Source organism: Paenibacillus sp. USHLN196 (assembly GCF_037144955.1).
GTDB lineage: Bacteria > Bacillota > Bacilli > Paenibacillales > Paenibacillaceae > Paenibacillus > Paenibacillus xylanexedens_C.
In genome coordinates, this window is record NZ_JBBCYH010000030.1 from 1 (window position 1) to 23,632 (window position 23,632).

20 protein-coding genes, 13 tRNA genes and 1 pseudogene are annotated in these 23,632 nt (G+C 47.7%); 26 read left to right on the plus strand and 8 right to left on the minus strand.

What is annotated here, in order from left to right; genetic code table 11:
* Positions 1-30 precede the first annotated feature (30 nt).
* The 20 genes from WFI24_RS33730 to WFI24_RS33825 all read left to right on the plus strand — a co-directional run bounded on the left by WFI24_RS33730 (position 31) and on the right by WFI24_RS33825 (position 10,368).
* Positions 31-106 (plus strand) — tRNA-Val (locus tag WFI24_RS33730).
* Between the two features lie 17 nt (positions 107-123).
* Positions 124-197, plus strand: a tRNA-Met gene (locus WFI24_RS33735).
* Positions 198-222: 25 nt separating this feature from the next.
* Positions 223-300: transfer RNA gene (locus tag WFI24_RS33740), tRNA-Asp, on the plus strand.
* 16 nt (positions 301-316) lie between these two features.
* A tRNA-Phe gene (locus tag WFI24_RS33745) sits at positions 317-392 on the plus strand.
* A 19-nt stretch (positions 393-411) separates the two neighbouring features.
* Positions 412-487, plus strand: a tRNA-Thr gene (locus WFI24_RS33750).
* A 9-nt stretch (positions 488-496) separates the two neighbouring features.
* A tRNA-Tyr gene (locus tag WFI24_RS33755) sits at positions 497-582 on the plus strand.
* A 9-nt stretch (positions 583-591) separates the two neighbouring features.
* Positions 592-667: transfer RNA gene (locus tag WFI24_RS33760), tRNA-Lys, on the plus strand.
* A 6-nt stretch (positions 668-673) separates the two neighbouring features.
* Positions 674-754, plus strand: a tRNA-Leu gene (locus tag WFI24_RS33765).
* A gap of 10 nt (positions 755-764) precedes the next feature.
* Positions 765-839 (plus strand) — tRNA-Gly (locus WFI24_RS33770).
* A gap of 7 nt (positions 840-846) precedes the next feature.
* A tRNA-Arg gene (locus WFI24_RS33775) sits at positions 847-923 on the plus strand.
* Between the two features lie 17 nt (positions 924-940).
* A tRNA-Leu gene (locus tag WFI24_RS33780) sits at positions 941-1,019 on the plus strand.
* A 7-nt stretch (positions 1,020-1,026) separates the two neighbouring features.
* Positions 1,027-1,100, plus strand: a tRNA-Pro gene (locus WFI24_RS33785).
* Positions 1,101-1,110: 10 nt separating this feature from the next.
* Positions 1,111-1,181, plus strand: a tRNA-Gly gene (locus WFI24_RS33790).
* Positions 1,182-1,566: 385 nt separating this feature from the next.
* Positions 1,567-3,432 (plus strand): 3D-(3,5/4)-trihydroxycyclohexane-1,2-dione acylhydrolase (decyclizing), encoded by a 1,866-nt coding sequence (gene iolD, locus WFI24_RS33795; RefSeq protein ID WP_336766163.1) that lies wholly within the window; start codon positions 1,567-1,569, stop codon positions 3,430-3,432.
* A 151-nt stretch (positions 3,433-3,583) separates the two neighbouring features.
* A complete protein-coding gene (gene iolE / locus WFI24_RS33800; protein WP_336766164.1) occupies positions 3,584-4,486 on the plus strand; it encodes a myo-inosose-2 dehydratase in 903 nt (300 codons plus the stop codon).
* Between the two features lie 142 nt (positions 4,487-4,628).
* Positions 4,629-5,639, plus strand: coding sequence for a 5-dehydro-2-deoxygluconokinase (iolC, locus tag WFI24_RS33805; RefSeq protein ID WP_047841171.1), 1,011 nt, complete (start codon positions 4,629-4,631; stop codon positions 5,637-5,639).
* Positions 5,640-5,742: 103 nt separating this feature from the next.
* On the plus strand, positions 5,743-7,218 hold the full coding sequence (locus tag WFI24_RS33810; RefSeq protein ID WP_336766165.1) for a CoA-acylating methylmalonate-semialdehyde dehydrogenase: 1,476 nt from the start codon (positions 5,743-5,745) through the stop codon (positions 7,216-7,218).
* Positions 7,219-7,287: 69 nt separating this feature from the next.
* The gene (iolG, locus tag WFI24_RS33815; protein WP_336766166.1) at positions 7,288-8,340 is read left to right on the plus strand and encodes an inositol 2-dehydrogenase; all 1,053 of its coding nucleotides are present in this window, start codon (positions 7,288-7,290) and stop codon (positions 8,338-8,340) included.
* 95 nt (positions 8,341-8,435) lie between these two features.
* Positions 8,436-9,242: a 5-deoxy-glucuronate isomerase gene (gene iolB, locus WFI24_RS33820; RefSeq protein ID WP_336766167.1), complete on the plus strand. Its 807-nt coding sequence runs from the start codon at positions 8,436-8,438 to the stop codon at positions 9,240-9,242.
* A 118-nt stretch (positions 9,243-9,360) separates the two neighbouring features.
* Complete coding sequence (locus WFI24_RS33825) at positions 9,361-10,368, plus strand: LacI family DNA-binding transcriptional regulator (protein WP_336766168.1); 1,008 nt, start codon at positions 9,361-9,363, stop codon at positions 10,366-10,368.
* 167 nt (positions 10,369-10,535) lie between these two features.
* Here the strand turns inward: WFI24_RS33825 and WFI24_RS33830 are convergent, their stop codons facing one another.
* The gene (locus WFI24_RS33830) at positions 10,536-12,515 is read right to left on the minus strand and encodes a methyl-accepting chemotaxis protein (protein ID WP_336766169.1); all 1,980 of its coding nucleotides are present in this window, start codon (positions 12,513-12,515) and stop codon (positions 10,536-10,538) included.
* A 400-nt stretch (positions 12,516-12,915) separates the two neighbouring features.
* On the opposite strand from WFI24_RS33830, the gene WFI24_RS33835 reads away from it, so the two are divergent.
* Entirely contained in the window at positions 12,916-13,419 is a 504-nt protein-coding gene (locus WFI24_RS33835) for a hypothetical protein (RefSeq protein WP_336766171.1), read from the plus strand.
* Positions 13,416-13,913, plus strand: a complete 498-nt coding sequence (locus WFI24_RS33840; protein WP_336766173.1) for a GNAT family N-acetyltransferase — start codon at positions 13,416-13,418, stop codon at positions 13,911-13,913. The genes WFI24_RS33835 and WFI24_RS33840 overlap by 4 nt, the downstream gene beginning before the upstream one ends.
* A 137-nt stretch (positions 13,914-14,050) precedes the next feature.
* On the opposite strand, the gene WFI24_RS33845 is transcribed toward WFI24_RS33840, so the two are convergent.
* The 3 genes from WFI24_RS33845 to WFI24_RS33855 all read right to left on the minus strand — a co-directional run bounded on the left by WFI24_RS33845 (position 14,051) and on the right by WFI24_RS33855 (position 15,524).
* A complete protein-coding gene (locus WFI24_RS33845) occupies positions 14,051-14,245 on the minus strand; it encodes a hypothetical protein (RefSeq protein ID WP_336766175.1) in 195 nt (64 codons plus the stop codon).
* Positions 14,235-15,080, minus strand: coding sequence for a DUF4261 domain-containing protein (locus tag WFI24_RS33850; protein ID WP_336766176.1), 846 nt, complete (start codon positions 15,078-15,080; stop codon positions 14,235-14,237). Before WFI24_RS33850 ends, WFI24_RS33845 begins: the two co-directional genes overlap by 11 nt.
* Before the next feature lie 87 nt (positions 15,081-15,167).
* Positions 15,168-15,524, minus strand: coding sequence for a DUF1304 domain-containing protein (locus WFI24_RS33855; protein WP_222125303.1), 357 nt, complete (start codon positions 15,522-15,524; stop codon positions 15,168-15,170).
* 220 nt (positions 15,525-15,744) lie between these two features.
* On the opposite strand from WFI24_RS33855, the gene WFI24_RS33860 reads away from it, so the two are divergent.
* Positions 15,745-16,278 carry an MOSC domain-containing protein gene (locus tag WFI24_RS33860; protein WP_336766178.1) on the plus strand — a complete coding sequence of 178 codons (534 nt, stop codon included), beginning with the start codon at positions 15,745-15,747 and terminating at the stop codon, positions 16,276-16,278.
* Positions 16,279-16,294: 16 nt separating this feature from the next.
* Here the strand turns inward: WFI24_RS33860 and WFI24_RS33865 are convergent, their stop codons facing one another.
* Positions 16,295-17,134 carry a helix-turn-helix transcriptional regulator gene (locus WFI24_RS33865; RefSeq protein WP_336766179.1) on the minus strand — a complete coding sequence of 280 codons (840 nt, stop codon included), beginning with the start codon at positions 17,132-17,134 and terminating at the stop codon, positions 16,295-16,297.
* 28 nt (positions 17,135-17,162) lie between these two features.
* Positions 17,163-17,900, minus strand: a complete 738-nt coding sequence (locus WFI24_RS33870; protein ID WP_336766181.1) for a WecB/TagA/CpsF family glycosyltransferase — start codon at positions 17,898-17,900, stop codon at positions 17,163-17,165.
* Positions 17,901-18,160: 260 nt separating this feature from the next.
* Between WFI24_RS33870 and WFI24_RS33875 the strand changes: the two genes are divergently transcribed.
* Together WFI24_RS33875 and WFI24_RS33880 are read left to right on the plus strand one after the other, a co-directional pair.
* Positions 18,161-18,610, plus strand: a complete 450-nt coding sequence (locus WFI24_RS33875) for an SRPBCC family protein (protein WP_336766183.1) — start codon at positions 18,161-18,163, stop codon at positions 18,608-18,610.
* A gap of 175 nt (positions 18,611-18,785) precedes the next feature.
* Positions 18,786-20,232: pseudogene (locus WFI24_RS33880) on the plus strand (methyl-accepting chemotaxis protein).
* A 146-nt stretch (positions 20,233-20,378) separates the two neighbouring features.
* Here the strand turns inward: WFI24_RS33880 and pyk are convergent.
* On the minus strand, positions 20,379-21,794 hold the full coding sequence (gene pyk / locus WFI24_RS33885; RefSeq protein ID WP_145326629.1) for a pyruvate kinase: 1,416 nt from the start codon (positions 21,792-21,794) through the stop codon (positions 20,379-20,381).
* Positions 21,795-21,906: 112 nt separating this feature from the next.
* Here pyk and WFI24_RS33890 point away from each other — a divergent pair, with 112 nt between their 5' ends.
* The gene (locus WFI24_RS33890) at positions 21,907-22,686 is read left to right on the plus strand and encodes a helix-turn-helix transcriptional regulator (protein ID WP_336766185.1); all 780 of its coding nucleotides are present in this window, start codon (positions 21,907-21,909) and stop codon (positions 22,684-22,686) included.
* A gap of 138 nt (positions 22,687-22,824) precedes the next feature.
* Here the strand turns inward: WFI24_RS33890 and WFI24_RS33895 are convergent, their stop codons facing one another.
* Positions 22,825-23,496, minus strand: coding sequence for a phosphatase PAP2 family protein (locus WFI24_RS33895; RefSeq protein ID WP_336766187.1), 672 nt, complete (start codon positions 23,494-23,496; stop codon positions 22,825-22,827).
* Positions 23,497-23,632 lie beyond the last annotated feature (136 nt).

The following is a 23,632-nucleotide window of genomic DNA, read 5'->3' on the forward strand; positions in this document are numbered from 1 at the left end:
GGGTTCGAATCCCCTACGGGTCATATAGATGGAGGCTTAGCTCAGCTGGGAGAGCATCTGCCTTACAAGCAGAGGGTCGGGGGTTCGATCCCCTCAGCCTCCACCATATAACTTTTATAATGACGCGGGGTGGAGCAGCCCGGTAGCTCGTCGGGCTCATAACCCGAAGGCCGCAGGTTCAAATCCTGCCCCCGCAATTAACTTTCCTTGAGAAAGTACTATGGAACCGTGGTGTAGTTGGCCTAACATGCCTGCCTGTCACGCAGGAGATCGCGGGTTCGAATCCCGTCGGTTCCGCCATTTTTTAATTTAGTAAGGCTCGGTAGCTCAGTCGGTAGAGCAGAGGACTGAAAATCCTCGTGTCGGCGGTTCGATTCCGTCCCGAGCCACCATAATAACATCATGTAATACGCCGGTGTAGCTCAACTGGTAGAGCAACTGACTTGTAATCAGTAGGTTGGGGGTTCAAGTCCTCTCGCCGGCACCATGTAATCCTGGAGGATTAGCGAAGCGGCCAAACGCATCAGACTGTAAATCTGCTCCCGTACGGGTTCGGTGGTTCGAATCCATCATCCTCCACCAGTTTTCTATGAGTCATTAGCTCAGTTGGTAGAGCACCTGACTTTTAATCAGGGTGTCGAAGGTTCGAGCCCTTCATGACTCACCATTATATGCGCGTGTGGCGGAATTGGCAGACGCACTAGACTTAGGATCTAGCGTCTTTGACGTGGGGGTTCAAGTCCCTCCACGCGCATCCCTTATTTGCGGAAGTGGCTCAGCGGTAGAGCATCGCCTTGCCAAGGCGAGGGTCGCGGGTTCGATTCCCGTCTTCCGCTCCAATATTTTGCGCCCTTAGCTCAGCTGGATAGAGCGTTTGACTACGAATCAAAAGGCCGGGAGTTCGAATCTCTCAGGGCGCGCCATTATAACTTTATATTTTGCCGGCGTGGCGGAATGGCAGACGCGCTCGACTCAAAATCGAGTGGGAAACCGTGGAGGTTCGAGTCCTCTCGCCGGTATAGATAACGGGATGTAGCTCAGCTTGGTAGAGCACCTGGTTTGGGACCAGGGGGTCGCATGTTCAAATCGTGTCATCCCGATTGTTGTTATGCGGGTGTAGTTCAATGGTAGAACTTTAGCCTTCCAAGCTAATAGCGTGGGTTCGATTCCCATCACCCGCTTATATATTGTAAAAGAAAGAGATGGTACTCACCGTCTCTTTTTTTTTTGCATTCATAGGTATATTGGCGATTGTAGTATACGAAGATCATGGACTATATAACTCACTAGCATGTACCAGCATTAATCCCATCCTCACGTTAGACGCCCCTCTCATCTCTCTTAGTAATTGTGGAGAGCTCTCAAATGAAATAGGTCTAATACCTCCTACAACACTGAATCTACGTTTCTCTATCACAAATTATAAAAACGCTTACAAAAATAGCTTGCGTAAATCATCAGCCTGTAATACCATATCAATTAAGCGCTTAACCTTTAGGGGTAAGGCGCTTAAACTTAACTTAGATTAAGCGCTTAACCCGTAAAGGAAAGGAAGGCGATCAATTCATGGCAACAATTCGATTAACGATGGCTCAGGCACTGCTTCGATACCTGGATCAGCAATATATCTCGGTTGACGGGGTGGAAACCAAGTTTGTGAAAGGGATCATCGGCATCTTTGGACATGGCAACGTAACTGGCATTGGAGAAGCATTGGAGCGGAGTTCGGGAAGCCTGACGTATATGCAAGGCAAGAACGAACAAGGTATGGTGCATACGGCAGCGGCCTATGCCAAACAGAAGAACCGCAGACAGATCTATGCATGTACAACATCCATTGGTCCGGGTGCTTTGAATATGATTACAGCAGCGGCTACCGCAACGGTGAACCGGATTCCGGTTTTATTGCTTCCTGGAGATAACTTTGCTACACGGGAACCGGACCCGGTACTTCAGCAGTTGGAAGTGAGCAATGATTATACAATCTCAGCCACTGATCCATTCAAAGCTGTCAGCAAGTACTGGGATCGCATTGTTCGTCCCGAACAGTTGATGATTGCTGTTACACAGGCCATGCGTGTGCTAACCGATCCAGCAGAGACGGGAGCAGTAACGCTCGCACTGCCGCAGGATGTGCAGGCAGAGGCGTACGATTACCCGGAATCGTTCTTTGCTCGCAAAGTACATTATCTGGACCGTCGCCCCCCGGTACAGGCAGCCATTGAACGGGCAACGGAGCAGATTGCCCGAGGCAGAAAGCCGCTGCTCGTTGCAGGCGGCGGTGTGTTGTACTCTGAGGCATCCGCCCAGCTCGTGGAGTTCGCCGAGGCGTTTGGCATTCCGATCGCCGAGACGCAGGCGGGCAAGAGCGCTGTCTCTTGGGACCACCCACTGAATGTGGGAGCCATCGGGGTTACCGGCTCTCTGGCGGCCAACAGGCTTGCGAGAGAAGCAGACGTAGTGATCGGCGTCGGTACTCGTTTCTCCGATTTTACGACGGCGTCCCGCTCTGCTTTTCAGCATCCGGAAGTGTCATTCATCAACATTAACCTGAATGGCATGGATGCCGCCAAGTTAGGCGGGGAAGCCATTCTTGCAGATGCACGCGAAGGGCTACAAGCTTTACAAAAGGAATTGCAGCAAAGACAATACCGCAGTGCCTATGGTGCATCTGAAGTCGCTGATCTCCGTGCGGAGTGGAATGCAGAAGTAGATCGACTGTATGCAGCTCAACATGAAGCAGGGCTGGCACAGACTACAGCAGTTGGCGTGGTTAACCGGACCATTGATCCATCTTCCGTCATCGTGTGTGCGGCAGGCAGTCTGCCAGGTGATCTACATCGTCTGTGGCGTGCGTCTGAATCAAAGACATACCACATGGAGTATGGGTTCTCCTGTATGGGGTACGAGGTAAGCGGAGCGTTCGGAGCAGCACTTGCCGAGCCGGATCGTGAAGTGTACGCCATGGTAGGAGATGGCAGTTATCTGATGCTGCATTCGGAGTTTGTGACCAGTTTACAGGAACAGAAGAAGATGACTGTCCTATTATTCAACAACAATGGATTCCAGTGTATTCATAATTTGCAGCGGGAACATGGTAGTGACGGGTTCGGCAATGAGTTCCGTTATCGGGAATCCGAGAGTGGACGACTGACCGGGGACTACATGCCAATGGACTTTGCTGCACACGCCCGAAGTATGGGAGCCAAATCCTATAGAGCGGAGACAGCAGAACAGCTGGAACAGGCACTCCGAGATGCGAAGAACGAAACAGTGAGTACGTTGATTGAGATCCCGGTCGTGCCTGGAACCAACGCAGGTGGATACGAGTCATGGTGGAATGTAGGTGTGCCAGAAGTATCTGCCGAGGAAAAGGTAGTTCATGCGCATCACACCATGCAAGCCAACCGCGCCAAAGCAAGACCTTTTTAATCCAATTTAATAGAGTATTCCTTCTAAAATGTAGCATTATTTGCACTCCCCACGGTATAAGATCAGTGGACGTATTTATCTATATATTGAAAATATGAGTACTACATTCCGATTGAACCGCAATGTTGAACGACAAAGGAGACGTGGAGCAATGAGCAAGCTGCCATTCCAACTTGGGATTCATCCGATCAATTGGGTCGGTGAAGATGTGAAGGAGCATGGCGATGCCACAACGTGTGCACAGATTCTGGATGACATTCAGCGTCTTGGGCTGACAGGCACAGAGATGGGACGTAAGTATCCAACCGATCCCGCTATACTGCGTGTAGAACTGAGTAAGAGAAATATCAATCTGGTCTCCCAGTGGAAATCGGTACTGTTCTCTGATCCGGCGTATCGTCAGTCGGAGCTGGACAGTTATCGCAGACATGCGGAATTTCTGCAATCCATGGGCAGTAAGGTGATCAGTACGGCGGAGGTAGGCGGGTCACTTCATTTTGATCCAAGACGGACACCGAATGAAAAAGAAGTGCTCAGACTCAGCGAATCCGAATGGCATATCCTCGCTGAAGGAATGAATGAAGCAGGAGCCATTGCCCGGGAACACGGGTTGAAGCTCACATACCATCATCATGGAGGCACGGTGGTAGAACAACCGGATGAGATCGACCGACTAATGGAGCTGACCGATCCCTCTCTCGTGTATCTGCTCTATGATACAGGTCATGCCTACTATGGAGGAGCAGATCCACTTGAACTGCTGCGTAAACATTATGACCGGATCGCTTATATCCATCTGAAAGATATCCGCCCACATGTGCTGGATGAAGCACGCGCGGAGCAATCTGACTTTGTCGGTTGTATTCGTAGAGGAGTGTTCACCGTACCAGGGGATGGATGCATTGATTTTGCACCAATTCTGCAAGAACTGATCACACGAGGGTATGACGGCTGGGCGATGCTTGAAGGAGAGCAGGACCCTGCAATTCATAACCCATATGAGTATGCGAAGCGATCTTTGAACTATATGGAGTCGCTATACCAACACAGCTGATTCGTTCAGCATTGCAATTAGGATTGGAAAATAAAACTGACCTACTCTAGACGGCTGCGAGTTCTTACGATGGAATGAGTAACTAGTCTAGATATCGATATACAACATGGAAAATCCCACTATAGAAAGGGGCTCACATGCAATGACTTACGTATCCTTTCCGGTATCCAGGAAGAAGGATTTCACCGCGATTGGCCGCTTGTGCATCGACTTGAACGCCAATGAGATCAATCGCCCGATGGAAGAGACGATGACGTTCACGAAATATGTGGGTGGCTCTCCGGCCAACATTACGATTGGCATGTCCAGACTGGGTATGGAGACAGCCTTTATCGGTAAGATTGCGGGTGACCAGATGGGCAGATTCATCCAGAGTTATTTGGAGAAGAACGGCATCGACACATCGAATGTAGTTACAGATGACACCGGAGCGGTGACAGGGCTTGCTTTTACCGAAATCAAAAGCCCAACGGATTGCAGTATCCTGATGTACCGGGACAATGTAGCGGATCTGTTATTACAGGCGCAAGAGGTACAAGAGCAGTTGATTGCTGACTCCAAAGTGCTGCTAATCTCAGGCACAGCCCTCGCGCAAAGCCCATCCCGTGAAGCTGTATTACAGGCACTAACGTATGCGAAAAAGCATGGCACCGTTATTGTGTTTGATCTGGACTATCGCCCATATACATGGACATCGGACGAAGAGACAGCGGTCTATTACAACCTCGCAGCTGAGAAATGCGATATCATCCTTGGTACACGTGAAGAGTTCGACATGATGGAGACATTCGACCACAATCCGGATCATAGCGATCAGGTGACTGCACAGAAATGGTTTGATTTCTCAGCCAACATCGTTGTAATCAAACACGGCAAGGAAGGGTCCATTGCTTATACGCGTGAAGGGCTTTCTCACCGTGCGGACAGCTATCCGGCAAAAGTGGTCAAAACGTTCGGGGCAGGCGACTCCTATGCGGCCGGCTTCCTGTATGGATTGATGCAGGGCTGGACGATTGAGCGCAGTATGGCGTATGGCAGTGGCGCAGCAAGTATCGTCATTTCGAGCCACAGCTGTTCGGATGCGATGCCAACGGTGGAACAGGTGAATGACTACATCGAACGTTGCAATCGGGGCGAGATCACCGTGTCTTGAAGCTCGTTGCAATACTTTGAATAACAAACACACTCATACAGATCAGCATCAATGATATAAGTTGAACATACAGGATCACACATAAGCGAAGGGAGACAGGGCTATGGGAAAAGGAATTTCTGAAGCGTCTGCAACAGCGACAATGGTACAAAATTGGATCGGAGGTGCCTGGGTAACCCCAGTGTCAACTCGTACGGAGCCGGTTGTGAATCCGGCCACGGAAGAAGTTATTGCACATGTGCCACTGTCTGAACAAGCGGACGTGGATCTGGCGGTTCTGACAGCACGAGAAGCGTTCAAATCCTGGAGCAGCACACCGGTTCCGCGCCGTGCACGTATTCTGTTCCGCTACCAGCAGCTGCTGGTTGAACATTGGGAAGAGCTAGCTCGCCTGGTGACGCTGGAGAACGGTAAAAGTTATGCCGAAGCGTACGGCGAGGTATTGCGTGGCATTGAATGCGTCGAGTTCGCGGCAGGTGCCCCGAATCTGATGATGGGCAAACAACTGCCTGACATCGCGACAGGACTGGAGTCGGGCATGTATCGCTACCCGATCGGTGTTATTGGGGGAATTACCCCTTTCAACTTCCCGATGATGGTGCCCTGCTGGATGTTCCCGCTGGCTATTGCGTGTGGTAATACCTTTGTCCTGAAGCCGTCCGAGCGTACACCGCTGCTGGCAGGCCGCCTGGCAGAGCTGTTTAAGGAAGCAGGGCTTCCGGACGGCGTGCTCAACATCGTACACGGTGCGCATGATGTCGTGAACGGGTTGCTGGAACATAAGGATGTTCAAGCGATCTCCTTTGTCGGATCACAACCTGTGGCTGAATACGTCTACACTACTGCATCCAAGCATGGCAAACGGGTACAGGCACTGGCTGGTGCCAAAAATCACTCCATCGTTATGCCGGACGCCGATCTCGATCTGACGGTGAAAGAGATTACCAGTGCAGCTTTTGGTTCAGCAGGGGAACGCTGCATGGCATGTGCGGTTGTTGTGGCTGTGGGTGATGTGGCTGACGAACTGGTACAAAAGCTGGTGGAAGCAGCAGACCGCATTACCATCGGTAACGGTATGGATGAGGGCGTGTTCCTCGGACCTGTCATCCGTGGACCACATAAAGAGCGCACACTCAGTTACATTGAAGCCGGAGAGCAGGAAGGCGCGGCTTTGATCCGGGATGGACGCAAAGATCAGGCGACAGGTGAATCCGGTTATTTTGTAGGGCCAACGGTATTCGACCAAGTTGATAGCAATATGAAAATCTGGCAGGATGAGATCTTTGCTCCAGTACTCTCGGTAGCAAGAGTGTCTACGCTTGAGGAAGCCGTTGAGCTGGCGAACCGTTCCGACTTTGCCAACGGGGCGTGTCTGTTCACCCGCAGCGGGGCGAGTATGCGTCAATTCCGTGAAACGATTGATGCGGGCATGTTGGGGATTAACCTGGGCGTACCTGCGCCAATGGCATTTTTCCCGTTTTCGGGCTGGAAGAAGTCCTTCTACGGTGATCTTCACGCCAATGGTACGGATGGTGTTGAATTCTACACTCGCAAGAAGATGGTAACGGCGCGCTGGTAACAACCAGAGCATCACTCGGGCTAAGGGGAACGCCCAGCCCATATGGACGCACATAGGGAGGATAACGGAATGGGCAAGGACAAAGTAAGAATTGGCATCATCGGTGCTGGACGGATCGGCAAAATTCATGCAGACAATCTTCTGCGCAACCCGCATGCGGAGATTGTGGGAATCAGTGACTTGTTCGGGGGTCCTGAATTGGAGGCTTGGGCCTCCAGTCGTGGCATCCCTGTTGTAACGACGGACAGCAGCGAGTTGATCTCGATGCCTAATGTAGACGCGGTGCTGATCTGTTCTTCAACCGATACACATGTGCCGCTGATCGAACAGGCCGCTCAGGCGGGCAAACACATCTTCTGCGAGAAGCCGGTTAGCATGGATCTGGCACAGACCCAAGCGGCTGTAGCGGCAGTTCAGAAGGCTGGCGTGAAGCTGCAAATTGGATTTAACCGCCGCTTCGATCACAACTTCAGACGGATACGTGCACATGTGCAGGATGGTACGATTGGTGATCCGCATATTATCAAAATTACTTCTCGCGACCCGAGTCCACCGCCTGCAGAGTATATCCGGGTATCTGGCGGGATCTTCATGGACATGATGATCCACGATTTTGACATGGCTCGGTATCTGTCCGGGAGTGAAGTGGAAGAAGTGTACGCTCAGGGCAACGTGCTGATCAATCCGGTCTTTGCAGAGCATGGTGACGTGGATACAGCGATTGTAACGATGACGTTTGCCAATGGAGCGATTGGTGTCATTGATAACAGTCGTCAGGCTGTATACGGGTATGACCAGCGTGTTGAAGTGTTTGGCTCGATGGGCAGCGCCGCAGCGGCGAATGATCATCCGAATACGGCTGAGATCAGTACAGCGGCGGGGCTTATGCGCGACAAACCGTTACACTTTTTCCTGGAACGCTACAATGAAGCGTATGTACAGGAGACAGCCCTCTTTATCGATGCAATCCTCCATGATACAGCGGTTATCGTAGATGGCCACGATGCAGTACAGGCAGAACGAATTGCGCTGGCAGCAAAACTGTCCATGGAGCGGGGAAGACCTGTGAAGCTGAGTGAAGTTCCTGGGATGTCACTGGAATCGCAAACGGCAACACCATAGTGGATGATTAAAATCAATTTTCCTAATAGTTAAAGCTTTTGTTTTTATAAGTATCAGATTGTTGTGGACGACTACAGAAAGGAGTGGATGGCAAGATGTCAGAACGTATTGTGAAACCCATGTCCAACCCGGAGGGAGACGGTACGCTTATAAACGTAACACCGGAATCGGCTGGGTGGGAGTATGTTGGCTTTCAGGTAGCGAAGCTGGCGGAGGGGGAGACGCTAACCCGTGAGAGCGGTGATCAGGAACTCTGTGTGGTGCTTCTCAGTGGCTTCGCCAATGTAAGTACCCGGGAGAACACATGGGATAATATCGGGAAAAGAATGAGTGTTTTCGAGAAAATTCCGCCGTATTCGGTCTACGTCTCAACTTCCGATCAAGTGCAGATCACAGCACGTACCGAACTGGAAATCGCTATATGTGTTGCACCCGGAAAAGGCACGTACCCGGCTCGTCTCATTGCACCCGAAGATGTAGGGGTAGAGGCAAGAGGGTATGGCAATCTGGAACGCCAGATTCACAACATTTTGCCAGAACAGAAGGAAGCAGACAGTTTGCTCGTTGTTGAGGTGTTTACACCAGATGGGCATTGGTCCAGTTACCCGCCACATAAGCATGATCGAGATGCACTCCCGGATGAATCTTTGCTGGAAGAAACGTATTATTTCCGTGTACAGCCTGAGCAGGGGTTTGCCATTCAGCGGATATACACGGATGATCGTTCTGTGGATGAGACACTTGCAGTGAAGAACGGTGAAGTGGTGCTTGTTCCGGACGGATATCATCCGGTAGGTGCTCCTCCGGGGTATGAGGTCTACTATCTGAACGTGATGGCTGGACCAACCCGGACCTGGAAATTCCATAATGACCCTGACCACGAGTGGTTGATGAAAAAGTAAAACAGGTATGCTACGCACATTGTGCTGGCTCCAAGTTGCGTATGCAGTCTTCCCCCTGCATAATGAGAAGAGAACAATTATCTATGTATATTATATATAGCACAAATGGGGAAAAACAATGAAAGCAACCATATACGATATCGCACGCGAGGCGGGTGTATCTATTGCAACCGTCTCACAGGTCATTAATGGCAAAGGCAAGATCAGTGAGAAGCGGCGCGCCGAGATTATGGAGATCATGGAACGCCTTCATTATCAGCCCAGCGCGATTGCAGCCGCACTTACAGGCAAGCAGACATATACATTGGGACTGCTCGTACCGGACATATCCAACCCGTATTTTGCAGAACTCGCCAGAGCGGTGGAGGATCGAAGCCGTCAATTGGGCTACAGTGTGGTCATCTGCAGTACGGATAATAAGGACGAGCGGGTAGAACGTTACCTGAATCTGCTCCAGCAAAAAAGGGTAGATGGCATGATGATCGGAACAGGGATCGATAATGCCGAAATTTTGTCACCCCTATTGCAGCAGTCCATCCCTGTCGCTTTGATTGCTCGCCATATGCCCTCACTGTCGGTGCATACAGTCACCATTGACGACTTGCTTGGCGGCACACTCGCAGCACAGCATCTGCTTGAACTTGGGCATACTCGTGTAGCAGTGCTGTCGGAACCGTCCAAAGTCAGCAGTAGTCAGGAACGTGTGCGTGGATTCCGCGAAACATTGAATAAGGCGGGATATACGCTGGAACCGAATCAGATCAGAGAATCGGCGGCTGACCTGAGCTTGGCCAAAAAAGAGGCGCTACTGCTGCTCGGTGAGAATGATCACCCAACAGGCTTGTTCTGCTGTAATGACATTCAGGCCATTGGTGCACTTCAGGCAGCCAAAGAGCTGGGCCTACGCGTGCCAGAGGATGTGTCGATTATCGGATTTGATAATACCATTCTGGCTTCGGTAACCAGTCCACCGCTTACGACTGTTGCCCAGCCGATTGAAGATCTGGGACATCGCGCTGTAGATCTGTTGATTGAAGAGCTGAAGGAAGAGCGGAAAGAGCCACAGAAAATTGTGCTGAAACCCGAGCTGGTCATCAGAGAATCAGCAGGCCGAGTATTGGGTTGAAAACAATGACACTTCCAGAGTACTCTGACCAGTCGTGAGATTAAGCATATATGTGCCATATTCTTTTATGCAGATACGGGTGCCGTCTCATTTCTCATTCTAATATGTAACGTATGAACATAATCAATAAGCCGCGTTCACCCTATGGGAGAACGCGGCTTGTTGATTTATATCTTGAACTTTTTCACTTCTTCAGCGAGCGTATTGGCTTGTTGAGCCAGTTCATTGGAGCGCTCCGAGATACTCGTAATGTAATTGAACTGTTCCTGCGTGGAGGAAGCAACCTCTTCCGTGGAAGCAGCGCTCTGTTCCGACATGGCCGCAACACTGGAGATCACTTCAGCAATCTTGCCGGAGCTGTTATCCAGTTCGGTTGTTGCGGATGATACCTGCTGAAGCTGATTGTCGATGCCTTCAATGGATTGCTTGATTCGCATAAACGAATTGCGCATCTCATGCACGGCAGCGACCTGCTGCTCAATACCATGTTCAGCAGAATCGACCTCGCTCACACTTTGACGACTAGCCGCCTGGATTTCATTCAGCAACACGATAATATCTTGAGCAGAGCCTGCGGATTGTTCAGCCAGTTTGCGCACTTCCTCGGCAACCACTGCGAATCCACGTCCATGTTCACCCGCTCGGGCTGCTTCAATGGAAGCGTTCAGGGCCAGGAGGTTGGTCTGGGAGGCAATAGCTTGAATCATGCTGACGATGCCCTCAATCTTCTGTGATTTGTCTGCCAGTAGGGTGATGGATTCACCTACACGGTCAATCGATTGGCGGTTGCCATCCGAAAGTTCCACTTGGTAATCTACCGCCTGTAGTCCAGCCAGCATGGCTTCTCCTGCCTCACGCATCATCGTTACGGACTGCTCGACACTGCGATTAATGCCGCCGACACTATCACTCATCTCCGACAGACGGTTTGAGCCATCATACACGGATTCAGCCTGTGTACTGGAGCCTTGAGCGAGTTCATCAGTGGCAATGGAGATCTGCTCTGCGATGCGCTTGGTGTTATCTGTATGCTCTTGCATCTCACCCGAGATACTTTGTACGCGATCGGCAGAAGCCGTTACTTGCCTGAACAGCGAGCTAAGCTGATCGGACATCTGATTGAATGCCATGCCAAGTTCAGCGAACTCATCTTTGCCTTTGATCTGCACCCGTCCTGTAAAATCACCACTCGACATCTGGCGGGACGTTCCATGCAGACTTTTCAATGGCTTGATGAAGAGTGTTGCGATCCAATAGGCACCTGCCAACACAACCAATAACGTAATGCCGATAATGAGAATGTAGTTATTGCGCAATTCATAATACTCAGCGTAGGCCAGCTTCTCGGAGATGATGGAGCCTACAACCCAGCCGGTGCTTGGAATCTGATGATAGAACAACAGATATTTCTCATCGTTATATTGGAATGGCTTCTGACCTGACGGATTCGTCTGCATATCTGCCAGCAGCGGGTTTAACTCTGTGTTATCCTTGGCGGAGGTGTTCACCAGTTTATCGTCAGGGTGAGCCAGAAGCAGTCCGTTTTTATCGATTAAAAAGGTGTAGCCCAATCCATCCAGATTTATTTTTGCCACGGTATCGGTAAGTGTAGAGAGCAACAAGTCGCCTGCGACAACCCCTTGCAAGGCGCCTTCTTTATTTTGGACCGGCATGGCAATCGACACCGCATATTGCTCCGACATCATATCCAGATAGGGATCAGAGAATGTTAACTGATTGGCCTGCTTCGCTTTCTGATACCAAGGACGTTGTCTTGGATCATAATCTGAATCGGGAGTCCAATCTGAACCATTCATGAAGCTACCTTCTTGTTCTGAACCGTAATATAGATCTGACAAGCTCTCTTTATTACTGCCTAGCTTCATAATGTTAAAGTATTCTTCCGTGAGTTCTCCCTCGGGCACGCCCTCCTGGATGACAAAACCTAACGTTTCAATCACTTTGGCATTACTGCTGATCCAGCCGTCTAACTGATTTGCCGAAGAAGACATTAAGCCATTCAGTGTGGAGTCGACATTACGCGTGGCTTGCTTTTCGGTTTGAACCAAGCCAAGTGAAGCTAGTGGTATTGCGGTGATTAACACAGCGGCAAGAAACATGATCATTAATTTTGGTTTGAGCTTCATTCCAATTCCCCCTAGCGTTTTACCATTACACGCCTATACTTCTTCAAATCACATATTATCTTGCGTGGCGAGCATGTTGTTCCAAGCTGATTTGTTGATTCATGCTCACTTGTTGAAACTGCCCGAGAATAGCCTCGGGATGTCATGGATGTGTAAGAATGAATGGAGCTTATGAAGTATATCGTCATTTTTAGTTCAAATTTTAGATAATTAAACAAGTTAATTAGCGAGTATGGATTTATACTTGTCCACGTTATCGAAATAGAAGGTAAGGAATAAGAAATGACATTGGAACAGATAGATGGAGATGATATACTGGGAAGTATCATTAATTACCATTTTATATATGTTTTGTGGTGTATGGAGGAGAGCGGTATGATTAAAAGAATTAATAATCATTTTGGGTATCGTCACGATTATTGTTGTTGTAGCTATTGCAGTGCGTATGTATATCTCTGGTCAATATGCCATGTATATCCCCAGCCAATATACGACGTTTCGAGTAGAGGTTACAGATCATATGAGCATGCTGGATAGATTGGATCGACTGACGATTAGGAAAATTTCAAGTTCAGATCCGCATAATGAAGAAGATGAAGTGACGATTACAGATCCCAAAGAGATTAGAGATATGCTGAAGCTGTTGAAGGATGTTGAACTTAAAAAAGTGAAGGATATCGATACTGCTCAAAGGAGTCCATATTACTATGAATGGCGACTTACCATTAATAAAGAAGGTCGCTTTACCGATGGATTCGGACTGACGTTTTATAATGAAAAGTCCATCTCAATCTACAGCGAGGCGAAAACGAGAGACCAACTTGAGGACTATGAGATTACCAATGAGTTTAATCTGAATGAGATGGAACGCCTATTTGAGAAGTTGAAGGAGGAGCAAACATGACCAAGACCGACTATCATGTACGTTCGATTGAGGAACAGGATATCCCCTTTCTGTGGGAGATGTTATACGCATCCCTGCATACACGAGAAGGTGATGAACCTCTCCAACTCGAAAGTATACATACGCCTGAGCTATCCAAATACGTTGAAGACTGGGGAAGAGAAGGGGATTTCGGGTATGTTGCGGTAGACCAGCATGGCAAGAGTTTAGGTTCAATAACATTACGATTCTATACGGATCAGAATGCGGGATATGGTTATGTGAATGCAGCTACCCCAGAGATGGGGATGGCTGTGATTGAAGATGCACGTGGAAAAGGCGTAGGCTCCTTACTGCTTCGGACTGCATTGGATGAAGCCAAACGGCGGGGAATTGAAGCAATTTCGCTCAGTGTTGATCCGGATAACGAAGCGATTCGCTTATATAAGCGAATGGGATTCGCTTATATAAGCGAATGGGATTCGTGGAGAAAAGCCTCTGTGGTACATCGGTAACGATGGTACGTGTGAGCGCTTCAGAACCTTAAGCGATAAGCAAAAGAAAAAGGCGTTTCCTCATCGGAAACGCCCTTTTTTTCTGCTACGTGTAGCATCTACATATTCTCTTTACAACTACGCAACAATAATTCGATTTATTTCAACAAAAATGCCAAAGCCTCGTCATACGTTTCCCATTGGAATTCAGTCTGATGTGCTGATTCTTTGGAAATCCGATTCAATTGCATTTTGGCGATCGCACCGCCTACGACTATACTGGCACGTTTCATGCCCCACTCTATCAGTAATTTCTGATGCTCCACGAGCACATAAGTAAGTTTAGAATCCAATCTTCAAACTGTTTCCTTCCGTCGCTACACCTTTGGAAAGGGATATGCTCAACTTTTGTTCTGCTGAGAAACCAAGTGTTTCCCCGTCATGCAATGTAACGTCGTTTTCAACGACATACGTTGTGGTCATGAACATCATCTCGAATACGTCACTTAAGGACTCAGACGATTGTATAATCTCCATCTCTTCTTTTCCGAAGTTACGTAGTCCGTAAGTATAAGCTGAAGCGCCTTCAGCATTTTGGAATAATCCGATGAAAATCCAGAGCGAGACGGGCAACTCATCATGCTTGATTCCGTGGCTGGTCTCAACATATTGACGGGCTTCAACAACAAGCGGAGCCATATATATTGCTAATGCGTGGTCCAACTGTAATAACGCACTCGCAGTCTGAGTGAACAGAACATGTCCCTCTATTGCATTTGTTGCGTTCAGAACGGATACGATAATCTGAGACTGGTGCCGTGAGGTGACTTGTTCTGCTTCTCGCCAAAGGATGTTCAGTTTGGCATTCTCCTCAACTTCACGGTCAGGTACAGGCGCGGCAATATGAGCACATACCACCTGCATTCCATTTACCTCAAAAAAGAGATTGCCCTCCTCCGGGCGTTCCTCAATCTCGATATCCCATTCGTTTTTCATGTTCCTGATGAAGAGATCAAAATCACAATCGTCGCGCTCCAACAGGACAAAACCCACGATGGTTTCACTGTAATTCGTCGATTCTACAGCCCCACCTGTGGGTACCTTTTCCTTTTTGCGTCGTCGTAGCTTGTCGAACAATCCCATGACACGTTCTCCTTCCGATCCCAGATCATTCTGGTCAATGTACACTGCTATTCTCTATTCACTACCCTCTATTCACTACCTTACCATAAAGGAGTCAAGATGAACCGCAGCAATGCACCAATCGACAGGGATTTACAGGAACAGAACCAGCAACAATGCAATGATCGCAGGTAATCCTTGTTTGATAATGATTGAACGTGAAGCAGTTGCTCCTCCATAGAGAGCCGCGATAATCACGCAAGCCAGGAAGAAAATCTGAATATGCTGTCCAACGGCAGCATCCGGATATACGAGTCCCCAGATTAGACCTGCAGCGAGAAATCCATTGTAAAGGCCTTGGTTGGCCGCGAGGGATTTGGTAGATTTGGCGAACTCGGGCGTGAGATTGAAGGTTTTCATTGTGCGTGGACGAGTCCACATGAACATCTCCATCACCATGATATAGATGTGTTCGACAGCTACAAGAGCTACAAAAATGATACTAATCAAAAGAAACACCTTGCTTTCTAATATGTAATTTATTTACTTGTCCGTCTTAGTATAAATCTTTACATCAAGAACGGGAAGAGTAAATTTAATTTTCAACAATTTAATTGTGTGTTATCAAGTTTCCAATTTTATATAAGCATACGCCGATTGTCGAAAAACCATTCATTGGGTAATAATGAACAATAAAGAAGCGATCCACTAAAAAAGAGAGGAGATCACTATGGGAACTGTGCAATTCGTTTTGTTAGCTGATGATCCATCCACATTTGTGACACGAGTCGTCCCTCTTATCGATATTGAGCTTGCGGGAATTCCGAATGATCGCCATTATGGTCTGCTTCGTCCGGCGGACTCACGCCAGAAAATCTACAAGCGGGGTACACTGATTGCGAATCGCAGGCAGATCAGTATCGTGTCAGAGGAGGAATGTGCTTTTATTGCTGAGAAAATGAACATTCCTGAAGTGCGTCCAGAGTGGCTTGGTGCCAATATGCTGGTCCGTGGCATTGATCGATTAACTGAACTGCCTGCTGGAACTCGGCTTCTATTTCCGGACGGGACGGGGTTAATATGCGAAGGGGAGAACCTTCCCTGTGTGCATCCAGGAAAAATGATTGAGCAATTCTACGAACAAGACGGTTTGCGCAAAAAATTCGTGCCAGCTGCTCACAAAAAACGTGGGATCGTCTGCTCGGTTGAACGGGAAGGGGCAATCCATACCGGGGATACCATCGAAGTCATTCGCCTGTCCTGAATGTTCAGGACAGGCTTTAATTCATTGGCCCTCGGCGCTCGCTATTCGGTTGTTTGGAGTGGATATACTCCTCCGGTGTACTGCCGATAATAGATTTGAAATCTCGGATGAAGTGGGATTGATCATGGTATCCGAGATCTTGAGACAACTTAACCAGATCACAGTGAAGACCCTGCTCCATCCATTCTGCAGCATTTTGCAGACGATACAACTTGATTACGGTTTTGGGTCCGATGCCCACATACTGATTGAACAGGCGCTGGAGCTTTCTTTTATGAATGTTCCAATATGAAGATAGATCATCTACTCTCAACATCTCCCGGTTCTGTTCAATCTGTTGCACAATGCTGCTAACCAGCGTCGCTTGAGCATCCTCAACTGGAAGGTGTGCAGATAATAGCTGATCGATGTAATTGATTTTATATGCATCATCCCCATCCCCAAGCAGCCGCTCTTCCATGGCGCTCGCTGTGACATCAAGAATACTGGATACATCCATCGGTTGTCCGTACAGTGAAGAGACAGGTACCCGGAGGAAGGGATAGAACCCTCCTGGTTTGAATTTGACGCCAAAAACACAACCTTTCCCGCGCACAAGATAGGTGAATTTACGTCCCGATGGGCCGAAGAAAAACGTATTGTTCCGTTCCACAACCAGATTGACACAGGGGTTGGGCACGACATGTTGGGGATACGCTTCAAGTCCAGTCAGATCCCATGATACGATCCAGTAGTGCTTAACAAAAGGGTGAAGCACTTCAGAAGGAGCATGGCGTGTCAGTTGATATTTATGGTCACCTTCATTCAGATTCAGCAGACCCATACTGGGTCTGGCACCTTGTTCCGCCTGTTTCATCCGGACAACCCCTCCTGCTCATCTCACATTATTTAGACTCTCTGAACAACAATGCACGTACAGCAAAACGGGGTAAAATGAGTTGCCTGCGCCATCTCGAAGGTTGACTGAGAAGGCGATAGAGCCATTCCAGGTTAAGCTTCTGCCACATCGCAGGAGCACGTTTGGTTTTGCCAGCCACGATATCCAAACTACCTCCTACACCTATGGCTACACGAGCGTTCAACTGGTGGTGATACTTGCTAATCCAGTGTTCCGCATGGGGTGCACCCAGAGCTGCGATAAGAAAGTCTGGTTGAGCAGTACGAATCTCTTCCACAATCTGTTGGTCCTCATCTGCCTGGAAATAACCATGGTGTCTACCTTTTACGATAACTCCGGGATAACGCTGTGCAATGACCTTTACTGCCTGTTCACTGACGCTTTCCTCTGCTCCCAGCATGTAGAATGACCAGTGTTTCCGATCACCTTCCTCCAATAAACGAAATAGCAGATCACAACCGGTTACCCGTTCAGTTAACTGTCCGCCCCGCAAACGGGATACCATCACAATGCCAGCACCGTCTGCCGTAACCAACCCGGCTTGATCGACAACTTTTCGAAGGGAGGCATTCCTTTGGCAGGACATGACGATCTCGGGATTGCCTGTAATGACATGGAACAGTTCAGTGCTATCTTGATCTATGACTTCACCGAGGATCGCAACAGTCTGATTCATCGTTACATTGGGAAACGGGATACCCATGATATTCGTGGATTGGCTCATCTCTCCATTCCTTTCTAGTTTCATCTTATCATCGTGAGCAGTTACTGTTATTTCATTCCAGTTCAGTATATCTGATCTTCTGAGAAAGCACTATATGGGCACAACCCATTTGGATCATGATATAAACATTCCGGGAGAATTAAGGAGCTTATATTTTCACCTGATGTCGCGTTTTTACTATACGGCCTTTGGGGTATAACGATAGGATAGGAGTGCGAGACTCGCAGATCGCGTATCCAATACATAAAGGGAGTGAGTGCGTGGAACTGAAATATGAATTCTATATCAACGCAGGACTGGAAGACGTGTGGAATGCTCTAATATCACCAGACGGCACCCGGAATAGTTTTTTCGGCAGCGAACTTCGTACCAATTTTCAACCAGGTCAACCGTTTGCTTATGTAGGGCCGGGCAATGATGGTGCGGAGACTGTCCATGTGTATGGAGATATATTAGAATTCGAACCACTGTCCACACTCAGTTATCAGGAGCATCCCGGACCGTCGTACCATGCGAATCATGCCGAGCTTCAATCCAGAGTTGTCTTTCAGTTGGAGACTGTGGGTGAGTGTACGAAGCTGACGCTGATCAATGATCAATTTACAGAAAACCATCCTTCCTTTGCGAGTGCACAGAGCAGCTGGTGGATGATTCTGAGCAGCATCAAAACTTGGGCGGAGACTGGAAAAACGCTGAATTTTGGCTGGTAACTGATAAGAGGCAGTCATGAATGATTTATGTATATTAGAAGAATAAATGAACTACAAAAAGAACCGGTGCTAATTTAGCGCTGGTTCTTGTTATTTATACAAAATTAAGACCTTAGCTCTACATTTAGTGTCTGATTATGTCGAAATATCATATGACCTAAGAGGAGAAATGAATATGTTTCTTAAACGTACTGAGTCTACCAAACAAATTCGTATAGATACCCATCAAAAATTACTGGAATATAGTCGCAGACTGGTTGCAAACGCAGAAAAGGGCGATTATGGCGCATGGATCGAAGATGGCATTGAATTTCAGGAAACCGATGAAATCGCCAGTAATATCAAAAAAGCAGTACATATGATGAAAACACAGAACGAAGCCGTGGAAATGCGTCTGAGAATGCTGAACCAGGCCATGAATGTGGGATTATGGGAATCTGAATTCGTTGCAGGCGATCCGCTGGATAGCAATAATATCGTCGCATTTTCGAAAGAATTCCGCCAAATGTTAGGCTTCCATAATGAAACATGTGAATGACCCCGGTGCAAAGACTGCCTATAACGTAATCAGCCGTATGATTACGAAGAGTGGTGAGATCCGCTGGTTCCGGTGCCTGGGACAAGTCGTTAGAAATCATTCGGGAGTTCCGGTTAAACTTCTGGGTATCATGTTTGACATTCATGAGGAGAAGAGCAAATCCGATGAGCTGGAAGCGCTCGTTACCCGATATGATCTTGTTAACTGCGCCTTGGTCGAGGCCCCGTGGGATATGACCGTTGTTGCTGGAGATGTGGTTAATCCGAATAATGAATTTTGGTGGTCACCTCAGTTCCGCCGAGAATTAGGATTTAAAGATGAGCAGGATTTCCCGAATGTGTTCAGCAGCTGGAGTAGCCGTCTTCATCCAGAAGACCATGACCGCACGATTAACGAGTTCGCCAGACATATGAATGATTATAGTGGCCGTACGCCGTACGATCTGGATTATCGTTTGCAACGCAAAGACGGAGAGTATCGGTGGTATCATGCCGGCGGGGAGACCATTCGGGATCATGATGGAGTACCGCTCCGTGTAGCTGGAACTATTCGAGATGTTACCCATGAGAAGAACAAGGAACAGATCGTAGAAGCGATGAATATGAAAACCGAACAATTGTCGGAGTCCATTGGTGAGATGGTACGTGGAATCAATTCGATCACTGATCAGGCACAGGATTTGGTGACTGCACAGGAGTTATCTGCCGATGCAGCCATTCAAGTGAAAAGCAGTGCAGATGATACGAAGAATATTACGGTGTTTATTCGAGAGATTGCCAGTCAGACCAACCTGCTCGGATTGAATGCAGCAATTGAAGCTGCACGAGCGGGAGAGCTGGGACTGGGATTTGGCGTCGTTGCTGGTGAAGTGCGGAAGCTGGCTGATCATAGCTCGGAGGCCACAGTAAATATTGAAGACAGCATGCAGAAGATGAAAACACTGATTGATCAGATTCTTGAGCATATCGGTAATATGTCCACGTTAACGCAAAATCAGGCTGCCCTTACACAGCAGGTGAATGCATCAATGGATGAGATCAATACCATGTCTCAGGATCTGGTTAATTATTCTCGGAATTTATAAGCTCAAAGCCGCTTGTTTTAACATCATGATGGTGGGCTTATAGCTATAGTATCAACAAAAAAGCCACCGGGGCATTTTTGCTCTCGGTGGTTTTTTTGTGTTTTAATTTAAAGCTACATTGGATAGCTACATTTTCATCCGCTCAATTATACTTGTTGAACTTTAATCAGGTTCGTATTACCGGATTGGCCAATTGGAACACCAGCGGACAATACAATAATGTCACCTTTTTCGATGTAACCTGTTTTGATTGCGTTGCGTGTAGCAGACTCGAACATTTCATCCGTTGTGGTTACTTTGTCGCCCATAACCGGAATGACACCGGAGAGCAGGCAGATTTTCGCCAATACTTCTTCATGTTGTGTAACTGCGATGATTGGTGCTTTTGGACGATACTTGGAGATCATCCGCGCTGTGAATCCACTCTCAGTCGAAGTGATGATTGCTTTTGCATTCAGTACGAGGGAAGAACTTACAGCACCCTGACTGATAACTTCAGTAATATCAGCGATCTGTTGAGCCGATTTTTGTGCGAATTGCTCTTTGTAATCGATCATCGTTTCAGCACGGCGAGCAACAGCAGCCATCGTGCGCACGGATTGTACCGGGTATTTACCAGCAGCTGATTCACCGGACAACATCACAACGTCTGCACCTTGAAGTACAGCGTTCGCCACGTCACTAACTTCGGAACGAGTAGGGCGTGGGTTCACTTGCATGGACTCCAGCATGTGTGTAGCTACGATAACCGGTTTACCAGCGCGGTTACATTTATCGATCATTTCTTTTTGCATCATCGGCACGTCTTCGATCGGTACTTCAACCCCGAGATCTCCACGAGCTACCATGATTCCGTCAGATGCTTCAATGATATCATCCAGGTTCGTCATACCTTCCTGGTTTTCGATTTTGGAGATGATCTGTACGTGTTCTACACCGCGTTCTTTCAGAATGCTGCGGATTTCACGGATGTCATCGCCTTTACGAACAAAGGATGCTGCGATAATTTCGATATCGTTTTCGATGCCGAATCCGATGTGCATAACGTCACGCTCAGTTACACCTGGCAGTGTCGTTTTAATTCCTGGCAAGTTAACCCCTTTGCGTGGTTTCAGAATGCCGCCACTGATAATTTTACAATGGATATCGGATCCTTCTACGGACAGTACAGTCAGATCCACAAGGCCATCATCGATGAGGATACGATCGCCAGGTTTTACAACGAGGTTCAGTTCCGGATAGTTAACTGAGATACGCTCAGCGTCACCGAGAATTTCTTCGGTAGTCAGGATCAGTTCTTTGCCAGCTTGCAGGTGGCAGGATGCTTCTTTCAGTTTGCCGATACGTACTTCCGGTCCTTTGATGTCCATCATGATCGGTATATAGGTGTTCAGTTCGGAAGCTGCTTTACGGATATTGTTAATCCGTGTAACGTGATCTTCCAGTTCGCCATGAGCCATGTTCAGACGGGCAACGGTCATACCTTCCTGAATCATTACTTTCAACAATTCGATTGAGTCACAAGCAGGTCCCATGGTACAAATAATTTTTGTTTTTAACATGCTAATTTCCTCCTCATATTTAAGCTTATATGTGTATTGTAGCGTTTTCTGTCGAAACAGGGTATGAACTATAGTACAATGATTAGAGTATAGTCCAGTAATGAGGTGTGTTATGGTTACTCCACTTGAAGTACGACACATTAATGGTGTTGGTTGGTACGAAGAAGCTGTGCAAACTCAAGAGACTTGGCGGCTTAGCTTGGTTACATATGGGAAATGTGTATATTGGGTGAACGGTGATAAACAGATCATGGAAAAGGGTGAATTGCTACTCATTCCAGGTGGTGTCCCGTATTACGGCAAGAGTATTCCTACGGTTACGCACACACAGATTGTGATTCAACTGCAACGTGACCATACGGAAGGTTTACCTGCACTGGAGCGGTATGAGGCTTTGCGGCATAAACCTGGATGTTATGAACTGATTCACCAACGTATGAGCGCCATCCATCAGCAGTGGCAGGAGCGTCCATCTTATTATGTCATGATGAGCCAAGCCTTATTGATGGAAGTGTTGATTTATATGAACAGAGAGCTTGATCGGGGAGTCATCCCGCCGGAGAGACATAATCATGCTGAACGGATGAAGCGATACATTGAGCGGCATTATCGGGAGAGAGTGACGAAGGAAGAACTCGGGGATGAGATTGGTAAGACCCCCAATTATGCTGCTGCATTATTCAAAAGCATGACGAATCAGACCATCAGCCAGTATGTCCATGATCAACGAATGAAAAGAGCGATATATCTGCTCACCGAGTCACAACTCTCCATTCAGGAAATTGCCGAATTTCTCGGCTACCGGGACCTGTCTTACTTTTACCGCATATTCAAGCGAATAACCGGAAGTGCACCATCCGATCTGCTCCATGAACGTCCACCTATAGTATGAACACGTAATAACCTCAAACCCATCAAAGTTCTTCTATATAATAGGTTTAACCAAATCTGTATAAAGTAAAAGAGGGCCTAGGCCCTCTTTTTGTTGATGGAAGGATAATCATCCTACCGTCACATATATTATAAGATATTACGTATTGCTGCTTGCATGGGGACTCTTCAGTGGTTGCTTATTTTTCTTACGTGTCTGCTCCAGTCGAAGAGCAAAGAGATGCACAGCCCAATACGCCGCTTCGGCAAACAAGATCCCGCCAGCCACATCCAACAGGGAATGCTGTTTCACAAATACGGTCGAAGCAATAATTAACCACAGCCATACTGACCAAGATATTCGTGCGAACGGCTTGAAGTTCAAGTGTCTGTTGATGATGATAAACAACAAGTAACTGGTGAGACAATGCACACTTGGGAAACAATTATAGGGTGCATCGTTTGTATAGATGAATTGTACAAAGAAGCTGCTTAGATCGGTCCCATTGACTTCTGGACGTGGTACATAGGTGGGAAATACGGCAAAACAGATATTCGCCGCCATAACCCCAACATTATAAGTAATCAACGTACGCCAGAATAGTGTCTTGTTCGTCAGACCCAGATACAGAAATCCAAGATACAGAATGGGCATCCAGCTAATGTATGGATAGATAAATTCTTTGATAAAAGGAATCTGTGTATCAATCCAGGCATAATTGTAGAACACATCACTCCCGGTATTACTGCCTAGAAACACGTAAATCGACCCTTGGAGCGGTATGCACAAAATAGCTAGTAAATGCCCCCAGCGCTGAAAGAATGCTTTCATAGTATCCCCCTGATTTTCATTATACATTGTGAAACTATCATTTAATGGCACTTCATAGATATATGACGTTGGAGAGTCGCTACACCCCTGCAGCATTGAACTCTTGTAATACTATAATGGACAGATTCAGGTGTAA

Coding starts and splice junctions, on each gene's coding strand:
- iolD (WP_336766163.1), top strand. CDS start 1,567: ATGGCAACAATTCGATTAACGATGGCTCAGGCACTGCTTCGATACCTG.
- iolE (WP_336766164.1), top strand. CDS start 3,584: ATGAGCAAGCTGCCATTCCAACTTGGGATTCATCCGATCAATTGGGTC.
- iolC (WP_047841171.1), top strand. CDS start 4,629: ATGACTTACGTATCCTTTCCGGTATCCAGGAAGAAGGATTTCACCGCG.
- WFI24_RS33810 (WP_336766165.1), top strand. CDS start 5,743: ATGGGAAAAGGAATTTCTGAAGCGTCTGCAACAGCGACAATGGTACAA.
- iolG (WP_336766166.1), top strand. CDS start 7,288: ATGGGCAAGGACAAAGTAAGAATTGGCATCATCGGTGCTGGACGGATC.
- iolB (WP_336766167.1), top strand. CDS start 8,436: ATGTCAGAACGTATTGTGAAACCCATGTCCAACCCGGAGGGAGACGGT.
- WFI24_RS33825 (WP_336766168.1), top strand. CDS start 9,361: ATGAAAGCAACCATATACGATATCGCACGCGAGGCGGGTGTATCTATT.
- WFI24_RS33830 (WP_336766169.1), bottom strand. CDS start 12,515: ATGAAGCTCAAACCAAAATTAATGATCATGTTTCTTGCCGCTGTGTTA.
- WFI24_RS33840 (WP_336766173.1), top strand. CDS start 13,416: ATGACCAAGACCGACTATCATGTACGTTCGATTGAGGAACAGGATATC.
- WFI24_RS33860 (WP_336766178.1), top strand. CDS start 15,745: ATGGGAACTGTGCAATTCGTTTTGTTAGCTGATGATCCATCCACATTT.
- WFI24_RS33865 (WP_336766179.1), bottom strand. CDS start 17,134: ATGAAACAGGCGGAACAAGGTGCCAGACCCAGTATGGGTCTGCTGAAT.
- WFI24_RS33870 (WP_336766181.1), bottom strand. CDS start 17,900: ATGAGCCAATCCACGAATATCATGGGTATCCCGTTTCCCAATGTAACG.
- pyk (WP_145326629.1), bottom strand. CDS start 21,794: ATGTTAAAAACAAAAATTATTTGTACCATGGGACCTGCTTGTGACTCA.
- WFI24_RS33890 (WP_336766185.1), top strand. CDS start 21,907: ATGGTTACTCCACTTGAAGTACGACACATTAATGGTGTTGGTTGGTAC.
- WFI24_RS33895 (WP_336766187.1), bottom strand. CDS start 23,496: ATGAAAGCATTCTTTCAGCGCTGGGGGCATTTACTAGCTATTTTGTGC.